At 70.0% G+C, this 10,939-nt stretch carries 10 protein-coding genes, 2 tRNA genes and 1 pseudogene; 8 read left to right on the forward strand and 5 right to left on the reverse strand.

Annotated features, from left to right (window positions below):
- On the forward strand, window positions 1-658 hold a 658-nt coding region (locus tag V6U81_RS28250), incomplete at its 5' end, for a DciA family protein (protein ID WP_334494006.1).
- Window positions 659-665: 7 nt separating this feature from the next.
- Here the strand turns inward: V6U81_RS28250 and V6U81_RS28255 are convergent.
- Window positions 666-896, reverse strand: a complete 231-nt coding sequence (locus V6U81_RS28255; protein WP_334494008.1) for a hypothetical protein — start codon at window positions 894-896, stop codon at window positions 666-668.
- 101 nt (window positions 897-997) lie between these two features.
- Between V6U81_RS28255 and V6U81_RS28260 the strand changes: the two genes are divergently transcribed.
- The gene (locus V6U81_RS28260; RefSeq protein ID WP_334494026.1) at window positions 998-1,471 is read left to right on the forward strand and encodes a MarR family winged helix-turn-helix transcriptional regulator; all 474 of its coding nucleotides are present in this window, start codon (window positions 998-1,000) and stop codon (window positions 1,469-1,471) included.
- 50 nt (window positions 1,472-1,521) lie between these two features.
- Here the strand turns inward: V6U81_RS28260 and V6U81_RS28265 are convergent, their stop codons facing one another.
- Entirely contained in the window at window positions 1,522-2,076 is a 555-nt protein-coding gene (locus V6U81_RS28265; protein ID WP_334494010.1) for a hypothetical protein, read from the reverse strand.
- A gap of 526 nt (window positions 2,077-2,602) precedes the next feature.
- Here V6U81_RS28265 and gyrB point away from each other — a divergent pair.
- The 6 genes from gyrB to V6U81_RS28295 all read left to right on the forward strand — a co-directional run bounded on the left by gyrB (window position 2,603) and on the right by V6U81_RS28295 (window position 8,584).
- Window positions 2,603-4,549 (forward strand): DNA topoisomerase (ATP-hydrolyzing) subunit B, encoded by a 1,947-nt coding sequence (gyrB, locus tag V6U81_RS28270; protein WP_334494012.1) that lies wholly within the window; start codon window positions 2,603-2,605, stop codon window positions 4,547-4,549.
- A gap of 130 nt (window positions 4,550-4,679) precedes the next feature.
- Window positions 4,680-7,202 carry a DNA gyrase subunit A gene (gyrA, locus tag V6U81_RS28275; protein ID WP_334494014.1) on the forward strand — a complete coding sequence of 841 codons (2,523 nt, stop codon included), beginning with the start codon at window positions 4,680-4,682 and terminating at the stop codon, window positions 7,200-7,202.
- Between the two features lie 3 nt (window positions 7,203-7,205).
- Window positions 7,206-8,087, forward strand: a complete 882-nt coding sequence (locus tag V6U81_RS28280; RefSeq protein ID WP_334494016.1) for a DUF3566 domain-containing protein — start codon at window positions 7,206-7,208, stop codon at window positions 8,085-8,087.
- 142 nt (window positions 8,088-8,229) lie between these two features.
- Window positions 8,230-8,303 (forward strand) — tRNA-Ile (locus tag V6U81_RS28285).
- A 45-nt stretch (window positions 8,304-8,348) separates the two neighbouring features.
- On the forward strand, window positions 8,349-8,477 hold the full coding sequence (locus V6U81_RS28290) for a DLW-39 family protein (RefSeq protein ID WP_210774060.1): 129 nt from the start codon (window positions 8,349-8,351) through the stop codon (window positions 8,475-8,477).
- A gap of 31 nt (window positions 8,478-8,508) precedes the next feature.
- Window positions 8,509-8,584, forward strand: a tRNA-Ala gene (locus tag V6U81_RS28295).
- 55 nt (window positions 8,585-8,639) lie between these two features.
- Here the strand turns inward: V6U81_RS28295 and V6U81_RS28300 are convergent.
- The 3 genes and pseudogenes from V6U81_RS28300 to V6U81_RS29280 all read right to left on the reverse strand — a co-directional run bounded on the left by V6U81_RS28300 (window position 8,640) and on the right by V6U81_RS29280 (window position 10,721).
- Complete coding sequence (locus tag V6U81_RS28300; protein WP_334494019.1) at window positions 8,640-9,719, reverse strand: tyrosine-type recombinase/integrase; 1,080 nt, start codon at window positions 9,717-9,719, stop codon at window positions 8,640-8,642.
- A 68-nt stretch (window positions 9,720-9,787) separates the two neighbouring features.
- Complete coding sequence (locus tag V6U81_RS28305) at window positions 9,788-9,970, reverse strand: helix-turn-helix domain-containing protein (protein ID WP_334494021.1); 183 nt, start codon at window positions 9,968-9,970, stop codon at window positions 9,788-9,790.
- Window positions 9,967-10,721: pseudogene (locus V6U81_RS29280) on the reverse strand (replication initiator). Before V6U81_RS29280 ends, V6U81_RS28305 begins: the two are co-directional and overlap by 4 nt.
- Window positions 10,722-10,939 lie beyond the last annotated feature (218 nt).

A 10,939-nucleotide genomic window follows, 5' to 3' on the forward strand; every position in this document is an offset into this window, starting at 1 on the left:
CCTCCGACTTGGCGCGGCGCGACCGACCGGCACCGGCGCGGACGCCGCCCGGGGTGGGCGGAGTGCCGGCGCGGGCGGCGGACGCCCGAAGGGCGCGGACGCCGCGGCCGTCGGCTCGGCCGCGGGTGGTTCGGGTGACGCCGCGGCGGCCGGCTCGGCTGCCGGGCCGGAGCTGGCCCGGGCGGTGCTGGACGCGGCGAAGTCCCGCCGGGAGTCGGCGGCGAAGACCCGTCGCAAGAGCGCGGTCTCCGGCGACGGCGGTGAGCGGCGGTTGCGCGGCTACTCCGGGCCGGGCCCGGACCCGCGTGACCCACAGCCGCTGGGCGTGGTGCTGGAACGGCTGATGAAGGCGCGCGGGTGGCAGCAGCCGGCCGCCGAGGCGACCGTCTTCGGCGCCTGGGAGAAGGTGGTCGGGGCGGAGATCGCCCAGCACAGCCGCCCGGTGAAGCTCGAGGACGGCGTGCTGACGGTGGAGGCGCGCTCGACGGCGTGGGCCACCCAGCTGCGGCTGCTCGCCGGCTCGTTGCTCAAGCGGATCGCCGGGGAGGTCGGCCACAACGTGGTGCTCAAGCTGCACATCCACGGCCCGGCGGCACCGTCCTGGTCGAAGGGCCCGCGGCGAGTCCGGGGCCGCGGCCCCCGGGACACCTACGGCTGAGCCCGGGTCACCGCCCGGCGCGTCGGGCCTCGCGCTCGGCGCGCTTGCGTTCCCGCTGCTCACGGCTCCAGCGCTTGCGGTTCTCCAGGTCCCGCGTCCACGCCTCGCGGGCCTGCGTGGAACCGCCCTGCACGGCACCCTGGACCCCCTCGGCCGGGCCGGCCAGGTACTTGAAGGCCCAGGCCCACAGCGTGCCGCCCTCGCCGGGAGCCCGCTGCTGCCGCTTCGCCTCGCTCATCTCGCCTGACCTCTCCTCGATGCTTTGTGCCCCAACGGTTGGTACACCAATTATTGGTACGATAGCAACGACCATGAGGAGGCCGATCGGTGCGTGACCAGATGGACGGGGATCCGCTGGCGCTGGAACAGCAGGTGTGTTTCGCCCTCTCCGTCGCCGCCCGCGGGGTCGTCGCCGTCTACCGGCCGCTGCTCGAGCCGATGGGGCTGACCCATCCGCAGTACCTGGTCATGCTCGCGCTGTGGCAGCACGCGCCGCTGTCGGTCCGGGAACTCAGCCGTCTGCTCCAGCTCGACCCCGGCACGCTGTCGCCCCTGCTCAAGCGCCTGGAGGCGGCGGGCTACCTGCGGCGCGAGCGGGACCCCGCGGACGAGCGGAGCCTCGCCGTCACGCTCACCGCCGCCGGTCAGGCCCTGCGCGCCCGGGCCGAGCAGATTCCGCCGACGATCGTGGAACGGCTCGGGATGCCGGTCGAGGAGCTGCGGCGCCTGCACACGATGCTGACCGAGGTGATCGGCGCGGCGAACCGCGCCGCAACCGGCACCCCCACCGCGCCGGGCCCGACGACTTCCTGACGACGCCGGCGACCCGCCCGGTCAGGTCGACGGGGCGGCCCGGCACGGGATCAGGCGTCGGCGTAGACGGCGAAGCCGCGGTCGGCGCAGCGCCGGTAGAAGGCGGACAGCACGCCGAGTTCGGCGCAGGTGAAGTCCCACTGCGGCGGGTCGCCGCTCTCGTCGCGCAGCCGGTCGAGCCGGCTTTCCAGCCAGCGCAGCTGCTGCTCGGCCAGGCGCCCGTCGCCCAACAGCGCGCGGAGCACCTCGCTGACCGACTCGAAGCTCACCGGCTCGCCGTACGGCCGGTGCTGGGCGACGAACTTCTCCACCCCGCCGGCGATCCAGGCGCAGCCGTCCGGGTCGATCACCGGGTCCTCGTCCTCGGCGGCGGCCTCCGTGGCGTAGAGCACATTCTCCAGCCCGAGGATCAGGTCGACCAGCTCGGTGTAGGCGGTCGCCCGCACCGTGCCGGTCTTGGCGATGTGCTCGGCGAGCGCGGCGGTCGGCGCGGAGATCCCGGGAATGTCCACGATCTCACCGAAGTCCACGAACTCGGCCGGCGCGACCGGGTCGTAGAAGCGGCCGGTCCGCGGCCAGTGCACCGCGACATTGTCCAGCCCCATCTGGCGTCACCCCTTGTGAGCACGTGTCGGTTCGATCGCGTCGATCGTCCCGCTTGCGGATGGAAAAGATCAAGACGAGCACCGGTGGCGCCGCAAAGGTACGGTACGGCCGGTCTGCGCGCGACCCCTGGCCGGGCGTCCACCCGCCCGACGTTTCTCCGTGCGGCGCCGCCCTCGATCTTCGCCAGGCGTGTAGGGGGAGTCGTGGACAGCACGGTTCGGCCGGCTACGGAGGTCTCAGACGCCGCGGAAGGGTGCCGAGTGGCGGTTGTGTCGTGCGCGCACAGTAAGATTGACCGCGAGACGAACACCCGGCACGGAGCGACGGACACGGGCCCCCGAGGGCCCTTGATCATTGTCCCGCGTCGGGTCGAGCCGATCGCGATCCGCGGGCAACCGCGGCGACCGGTGCACGCGCTCCGTGACCTGGACTTCCCGGGCCGGTCCGTGCGCCGACGTCGCGTCCTGTCCGCCGAACCCGCGCCCCCGCGCCCTGGCGCGGCCGGGCGCGAGAAAGTGGCCGAGGGTGGCAACGCAGGACAAGCAGGAGTACGGCGCAGAGTCGATCACCGTCCTGGAGGGGCTGGAGGCGGTCCGCAAGCGGCCCGGTATGTACATCGGGTCGACCGGTGAGCGCGGTCTGCACCACCTCGTGTGGGAGGTCGTGGACAACGCCGTGGACGAGGCGCTCGCCGGCTACTGCGACACCATCGACGTGGTGCTGCTCGCCGACGGCGGCGTCCAGGTCACCGACAACGGCCGTGGCTTCCCGGTCGACCTGCACCCGAAGCTGAAGAAGCCGGGTGTCGAGGTCGCGCTGACCGTCCTGCACGCGGGCGGCAAGTTCGACGGCAAGGCCTACGCGGTCTCCGGCGGTCTGCACGGCGTGGGCGTCTCGGTGGTGAACGCCCTCTCCACCCGGATGGCGGTGGAGATCCACAAGTCCGGCTTCGTCTGGCGGCAGAAGTACCGCGACTCCAAGCCGAGCCCGCTGGAGAAGGGTGAGACCACCGACCGCACCGGCTCGGCGGTCACCTTCTGGCCGGACCCGGACGTCTTCGAGACCGTCGACTTCGACTTCCAGACGATCTACCGGCGCCTCCAGGAGATGGCCTTCCTCAACCGGGGTCTCTCCATCCACCTGCTCGACGAGCGGGTCGCCGAGGAGGAGGACGGCCGGCAGCGCGAGGTCACCTTCCTCTACGAGGGCGGCATCGCCGACTTCGTCCGGCACCTCAACGCCTCCAAGAACCCGATCCACAAGACGGTGGTCGAGTTCGGTGCCGAGGAGGAGGGCATGTCGGTCGAGATCGCCATGCAGTGGAACGAGTCGTACGGCGAGTCGGTCTACACCTTCGCCAACACGATCAACACGCACGAGGGCGGCACCCACGAGGAGGGCTTCCGATCGGCGCTGACCAGCGTGGTCAACCGCTACGGCGCGGACAAGAAGCTGCTCAAGGGCGACGAGAAGCTCTCCGGCGAGGACATCCGCGAGGGCCTCGCCTCGATCATCTCGGTCAAGCTGGCCAACCCGCAGTTCGAGGGCCAGACCAAGACCAAGCTGGGCAACACCCCGGTGAAGAGCTTCGTGCAGCGGGTCTGCAACGACCGGCTGGTCGACTGGTTCGACCGCAACCCGGCCGAGGCCAAGATGATCATTCAGAAGGCGTCCCAGGCGGCCCGGGCCCGGATCGCCGCCCAGCAGGCCCGCAAGCTGGCCCGACGCAAGTCACTGCTGGAGTCCGGCTCGATGCCGGGCAAGCTGGCCGACTGCCAGTCCACCGACCCGCGCGAGTCCGAGGTCTTCATCGTCGAGGGCGACTCGGCCGGTGGCTCCGCCAAGCAGGGCCGTGACCCGCGGACCCAGGCGATCCTGCCGATCCGCGGCAAGATCCTCAACGTGGAGAAGGCCCGGATCGACCGGGTGCTGAAGAACAACGAGGTCCAGGCGCTGATCACCGCGCTGGGCACCGGCATCCACGACGACTTCGACATGGAGAAGCTGCGGTACCACAAGGTGGTGCTGATGGCCGACGCGGACGTCGACGGCCAGCACATCCAGACGCTGCTGCTCACCCTGCTCTTCCGCTTCATGCGGCCGCTGGTCGAGCTGGGCCACGTCTACCTGGCCGCCCCGCCGCTCTACAAGATCAAGTGGAACAAGAAGGGCGACGACGCCCAGTACGCGTACTCGGACCGGGAACGCGACGGGCTGATCGCGCTGCGCCAGCAGAAGAAGCCCAACGCTCGCCCGGACGACATCCAGCGGTTCAAGGGTCTCGGCGAGATGAACTACCCCGAGCTGTGGGAAACCACCATGAACCCGGCAACGCGTACGCTGCGCCAGGTGACGCTCGACGACGCCGCGACCGCCGACGAGTTGTTCAGCGTGCTGATGGGCGAGGACGTCGAGGCCCGCCGGTCGTTCATCCAGCGCAACGCCAAGGACGTGCGGTTCCTCGACATCTGACGGACCCGGCGTGGCCGGCCGGTGTCCACCGGCCGGCCACCCGGTCCACAGAGTTATCCACAGCTTGGCCGGTTTCCCACAGCCGTTATCCACAGCACGAAAACGACTCTGAGTCTGATAAGGGTTAACAGTGACCGATACTCCCGAGTCCACCCCGAACGAGCCGGAGATCCCGGAGACACCTCTCGCGGCGGTCGTGCAGCACGACCGGATCGAACCGGTCGGCCTCGAGGTCGAGATGCAGCGCTCGTACCTCGACTACGCGATGAGCGTCATCGTCGGGCGGGCCCTGCCGGACGTCCGGGACGGGCTCAAGCCGGTCCACCGCAAGATCCTGTACGCCATGTTCGACTCCGGCTACCGGCCGGACCGTGGCTACGTGAAGTGCTCCCGCGTCGTCGGTGACGTGATGGGTCAGTTCCACCCGCACGGCGACTCGGCGATCTACGACGCGCTGGTCCGGATGGCCCAGCCTTGGTCGCTGCGCTACCCGCTGGTCGACGGCAACGGCAACTTCGGCTCCCCGGGCAACGACCCGGCGGCGGCCATGCGGTACACCGAGTGCAAGCTCGACCCGCTGGCCATGGAGATGCTGCGGGACATCGACGAGGACACCGTCGACCTCCAGGACAACTACGACGGCCGGGCCAAGGAGCCCACCATCCTGCCGTCGCGGATCCCCAACCTGCTGATCAACGGCTCCGAGGGCATCGCGGTCGGCATGGCCACCAAGATCCCGCCGCACAACCTGCGCGAGATCGGCGCGGCGGTGCAGTGGTGCCTGGAGAACCCGGAGGTCGACGAGGCCACCACCCTCGACGCCCTGCTGGAGATCGTCAAGGGCCCGGACTTCCCCACCCACGGTCTGATCGTGGGCACCCAGGCCATCCAGGACGCGTACCGGACCGGGCGCGGCTCGATCCGGATGCGCGCCGTGGTCGAGGTCGAGGAGGACAAGCGGGGCCGGCCCTGCCTGGTGGTCAGCGAGCTGCCCTACCAGGTCAACCCGGACAACCTCGCCGAGCGGATCGCCGAGCTGATCAAGGAGGGCAAGCTCGCCGGCATCGCCGACATCCGGGACGAGTCCTCCGGGCGTACCGGCATGCGGATCGTGCTGGTCCTGAAGCGCGACGCGGTCGCCAAGGTGGTGCTGAACAACCTCTACAAGCACACCCAGCTCCAGGAAACCTTCGGCGCCAACATGCTGGCCCTCGTCGACGGGGTGCCGCGCACGCTCAACCTGGCCCAGTTCCTGCGCTACTACGTCGAGCACCAGATCGAGGTGATCCGCCGGCGGACCGCGTTCCGGCTCCGCAAGGCGGAGGAGCGGGCGCACATCCTGCGCGGTCTGGCCAAGGCGCTGGACGCCCTGGACGAGGTGATCGCCCTGATCCGGCGCTCGCCCACCGTCGACGACGCCCGGCAGGGCCTGATCCGGCTGCTGGACATCGACGAGATCCAGGCGACCGCGATCCTGGACATGCAGCTGCGCCGCCTCGCCGCCCTGGAGCGGCAGCGGATCGTCGACGACCTGACGAAGCTCGAGATCGAGATCGCCGACCTCAAGGACATCCTGGCGAAGCCGGAGCGGCAGCGGAAGATCGTCTCCGAGGAGCTCGGCGAGATCGTCGCGAAGTGGGGCGACGAGCGGCGGACGAAGATCGTGCCGTTCGACGGCGAGGTCTCGATGGAGGACCTGATCGCCCGCGAGGACGTGGTCGTCACCATCACCCGCACCGGGTACGCCAAGCGCACCAAGGTCGACCTCTACCGCTCCCAGCGGCGCGGCGGCAAGGGCGTCAGCGGCGCCACCCTGCGGCAGGACGACATCGTCAGCCACTTCTTCGTATGCTCCACCCACGACTGGATCCTGTTCTTCACGAACAAGGGCCGCGTCTACCGGGCCAAGGCGTACGAGTTGCCGGAAGCCAGTAGGGTGGCCAAGGGCCAGCACGTGGCCAACCTGCTCGCCTTCCAACCTGACGAGCAGATCGCGCAGATCATTGAAATCCCGAACTACCAGGTGGCTCCCTACCTGGTACTGGCCACGAGAAACGGCCTGGTGAAGAAGACCCGACTCGAGGAGTTCGACTCCAACCGGTCCGGCGGCGTCATCGCGATCAACCTGCGCGATGAGGACGAGCTGGTCGGTGCTGTCCTCGTGGCGCCGGAGGAGGACCTGCTGCTCGTCTCGAAGAAGGCGCAGGCGATCCGGTTCAACGCCACCGACGAGGCGCTGCGCCCGATGGGCCGCGCCACCTCGGGCGTGATCGGGATGCGCTTCACCGACGACGACGTCCTGCTGGCCATGGAGGTCGTTCGGGAGGGCCTGGACGTTCTGGTGGCCACGAACGGGGGATACGCGAAACGCACCCCGATCGAGGAATATCCGGTCCAGGGTCGGGGAGGTAAGGGCGTGCTGACTGCCAAGATCACCGAGCGACGCGGTGGTCTGGTCGGCGCGATCGTGATCGACCCGGACGACGAGCTGTTCGCGATCACGAGCAACGGCGGCGTCATCCGGACTCCGGTGAAGCCTGTACGCCGTACGCGTGACCGGAACACAATGGGGGTCAAGCTGATGGACCTCCCGGACGGCGTGACTATCGTGGCGATTGCTCGCAATGCCGACGAGCCTGACGAACAGGACTAGTTGATGACGGAGACACAGGCGAAGTCGGGGAACACGGGGACCTCGGCCACCCCGGTCGACGAGGAGGCCGCCAAGAGCGGCACAGCCGCGGCCGGTCGCGCTGCCGTGGGTCGGGCGACCGTCCCCGCCGATGCGCCTGCCCCGAAGTTCACCCGGGCACCCGGCATGACACCGCCGCCGGAGACGCCGGGCGACGAGGGGTCGACCGAGAAGCCCCCGACAGCGGGGCTCGACGGGCCCTCCTCCGCCACCCAGCCGGCGGTTGCCTCGGCCAAGTCGGCCAACACCACCCAGCCGATCAAGACGGGAGCCGCCACCTCCCCGTCCGGCACCGGCACCCAGCCGAGGGTGGGCGGCGGGGCGAGGCCGTCGCCCGACGGGGGCCGCCCGGCCGCCGGAGGCCGTCCCGCCAACGGCGGAGGCCTGCCGCCGGGCATCGGTGGCGCCGTCGGGGCCGCCCGGGTCGGTGACGCGGTACGCGCCGCGCGTGCCTCGGTCGGCTCGGCCGCCTCCCGCGGCCCGCGCCGGGCCCGGCTGAACCTCAAGCGGATCGACCCCTGGTCGGTGATGAAGTTCGCCTTCTCGGTGTCGGTGGTGCTCTTCATCGTGGTGGTCGTCGCCACCTCGGTGCTCTACCTGGCCCTGGACGCCATGGGCGTGTTCCAGAGCGTCAACGACAGCCTGACCGACCTGGTCAGCGCCGGCGGTGGGCAGAGCACCAGCGGCTTCCAGATCACCGCCAAGGGCGTCATCCTCAGCTCCGCGCTGATCGGCCTGGTGAACGTCGTCCTGTTCACCGCGCTCGCCACGCTCGGCGCGTTCGTCTACAACGTCTGCGCCGACCTGGTCGGCGGGATCGAGCTGACGCTCGCCGAGCGGGACTGATCCGGCTCCACGACGCCGGGGCACCGCCGAAAGCGGTCGCCCCGGCGTCGTGCGTACGGGTAGGTTCAAAGTGGCGCGGGCGCGCCGGCCCCCCGATTTGGGGCCGAGCGACGCGATGGGTTAACCTTGCTCGTCGCCACGCGGGGCTATAGCTCAGTCGGTTAGAGCGCAGAGCTGATAACTCTGAGGTCGCTGGTTCGATTCCAGCTAGCCCCACCGCACACCGTTCCGACGGCACAGTCGAGCGCGAGGGGTCGCCCCATGTTCAAGAAGCTTCTGTTCCTGGTCGGCGTCGTCGGCGTTGCCGCGCTGGTGGCCAAGAAGGTCAAGGCTTCCAACGACGAGCGCGCCCTGTGGCACGAGGCGACCACCGCCCCCGACCTGCGCTGACATCCGGCACCAGGCGGCTCCGCCCGCCCTCGGGGCCCTAGCTCAACTGGCAGAGCACTGCCTTTGCAAGGCAGGGGTTAGGGGTTCGAGTCCCCTGGGCTCCACCAGCACTTCCACCGGTTGATCTCGCTCCCGAGTACAGCCATTCGTACAGCCAAGCGGTCACGCCGTCCCCTCCTCGCCCAGCACCCGATCGATGGCCGAGGCAGCCTGACGAGCCCGTGCCCGCAGGACGTGCCCGTAGGTGTCGGCCGTCATCCGGATCGTGGAGTGCCCGAGCAGCTCCATCACCGTGCGCAGCTCCTCGCCCTGGTCGAGCAGGAACGTGGCGAAGGCGTGCCGCAGGTCGTGCAGGTGCAGCCAGTCCAGGCCGGCTGCCGCGCGGAGCTGTTCAAAGCGCCGGTTGACGTTCCGCGGTTCCATCGGCGTGCCGATCGTGCTGGCGAACACCAGGCCCAGATCCGACCACACCTCGCCAGCGGCAAGCCGCTCCTTGGCCTGGCGTATCCGGTGCGACTTCAACGTCTTGACGGCAAACCCGGACAGCGGGATCGGCCGAATGGACCGGTGCGTCTTCGGCGGTACGAACGCCAGGACCCGGTCGGTCCGCTGGAGCGTTTGCCGAACGAACAGCGCCCTACCCGGCAGGTCGACATCCGACCAGCGCAGGCCCAACAGCTCAGCCCGCCGCAGCCCGGTCGCCAGTGCCAGCACGAACAGCGACTCCAGCCGGTCACCCCTGAGCGCCGACAGGAGCCTCTTGGCTTCCTCAGGAGTCAGGGCACGCCGCTCGGACCGGCCGAGAGCCGGCGGCTTGGCCGCCTTGGCGACGTTGCGCGGCACCAGGTCCATCCGCTCGGCGTCGGCCAGGGCCACCCGCAGAACCGCATGCACCTTGATGATGCTGGCCGGCGCCAGCTTGCCCCGAAGCCCGGTCAGGAACCGCTGCATGTCCCGAGGCGTCAGCCGGTCGAGCTTCACCCGCCCCAGTCCCGGCACCAGGTGCTTGCTCACCGCCAGCCGGTAGCGAGCCAGCGTGGACGGCCGGGTGCCGTCGTGCGCCTTCACGTCCCGCAGCCACTCGGTCAACCACGCTTCCACCGTCCGAGGCTGCGCGGTGAGGTCGATGCCGAGCTGGAGTTGCCGGCGCAGCTCGTCACGCTTCCGAACCGCCTCAGCCTCGCTTTTGGCGTAGACGTACTTCCGTTTCCGCTTCCCGTCGATCCAGCCCAGGTCGATCACCGCCGCCCAGATGCCCGGGCGCTGCTCGTACACCGAGCCCTCACCGTGGGAGCGACGACGCCGGCCGGTCATGCCGCGAACTCCTCACTTGCCGAAAGGAATTCGTCGATCGCGGACAGCGGGATGAGCCGGGCACGCCCCGCTTTGATCGACCGCAGTCGACCCGATCGCATCAGCACGTACACGGTGTCCCGGCACACGCCAAGCAGCGCGGCGGCCTCAGCCGGGCGCGCGCTCTTTCGCTCGGTCATGCTCGGTCCCCTTCCTGCTCCGCCGAGCTGACTGCCGAAGCATCGGGTGGTGCCTGATCGCGTCTGGCGGCGTCGAGTTGGGCGCGCCATTGGATGCGTTCGGAGATCGCCCGCAGGACCCGGTGCCCGAGGGGCGGCACGTCCGGGTCGGTGGGCCGGGCGAGTTCCCAGGCGTGCCGGTGGTCGCCGCCGGCCGGTGCGGTGGCGGCGTCGGTGGTGACGCCGAGCAGTGCCTTGACCCAGTCGCGGCGGTCGGCGCGGTGGTCGGCGAGGGTCTTGCCGGACCATTGCCGTGAGATCAGCACCCGGCGACCGCCGATGCCGAGGGTGTCCCGCTTGTGGACCTTGTTCTTGCAGTGGCCCGGCCCGGCCGCAGCCCGGGCCGGGCCTTCTTGGGCTGGACGCCGTAGAGCAGCCAGTTGGCGCACCGCTCCGAGCACGGCGTGTGCCGCAGCTCCTGCCACAGCCGTTCCAGGTGCGCACGCTGACGAGCAGTGGTCACGTCGTGGCAGTCGGCGGCCTGCTTAGTGAGGTACTTGGTGATGTAGCCGACGCACCGGTCCGCGTCCTTCGTGCCGGCGAGCACGCCCTTGGCGTCGACCTGGACACCGAACCGGACGACGTGCACGGGTTCGGCGTCGGGGTCGGCGTCGACCAGGTCCAGGGCGTCATCCCACGACGGCAGCAGCCGACCGCTGGCCGGGTCGACGTAGCCGCCCGCGTTCTGACAAGGCCCGCTGTGATCCGCCAACTGATCCGCTGCACATCTCCGCCAGGTGATGTGCGACAGGGGGTCTAGGGCCTAGCGGCAGGTCGGTGGAGCGTGGGCGCACGGATCTGCCGATGAGCGGTCGCCGCGACATGCGCATGCTGCGCGCGTCGGTCGGGTGCACATGTTGTACGGGGTGTCAACGCCGCCTGAATCCTGACCATCGTGTTCCGGCTGAACTTTGACCACCCCGGTCTTGT

It is taken from the genome of Micromonospora lacuserhaii (genome assembly GCF_036902735.1).
Lineage (GTDB): Bacteria > Actinomycetota > Actinomycetes > Mycobacteriales > Micromonosporaceae > Micromonospora.

Excerpts from the sequence above, each read along its gene's own strand:
- V6U81_RS28255 (WP_334494008.1), bottom strand. The coding sequence starts at position 896 with ATGAGCGAGGCGAAGCGGCAGCAGCGGGCTCCCGGCGAGGGCGGCACG.
- V6U81_RS28260 (WP_334494026.1), top strand. The coding sequence starts at position 998 with ATGGACGGGGATCCGCTGGCGCTGGAACAGCAGGTGTGTTTCGCCCTC.
- V6U81_RS28265 (WP_334494010.1), bottom strand. The coding sequence starts at position 2,076 with ATGGGGCTGGACAATGTCGCGGTGCACTGGCCGCGGACCGGCCGCTTC.
- V6U81_RS28280 (WP_334494016.1), top strand. The coding sequence starts at position 7,206 with ATGACGGAGACACAGGCGAAGTCGGGGAACACGGGGACCTCGGCCACC.
- V6U81_RS28290 (WP_210774060.1), top strand. The coding sequence starts at position 8,349 with ATGTTCAAGAAGCTTCTGTTCCTGGTCGGCGTCGTCGGCGTTGCCGCG.
- V6U81_RS28305 (WP_334494021.1), bottom strand. The coding sequence starts at position 9,970 with ATGACCGAGCGAAAGAGCGCGCGCCCGGCTGAGGCCGCCGCGCTGCTT.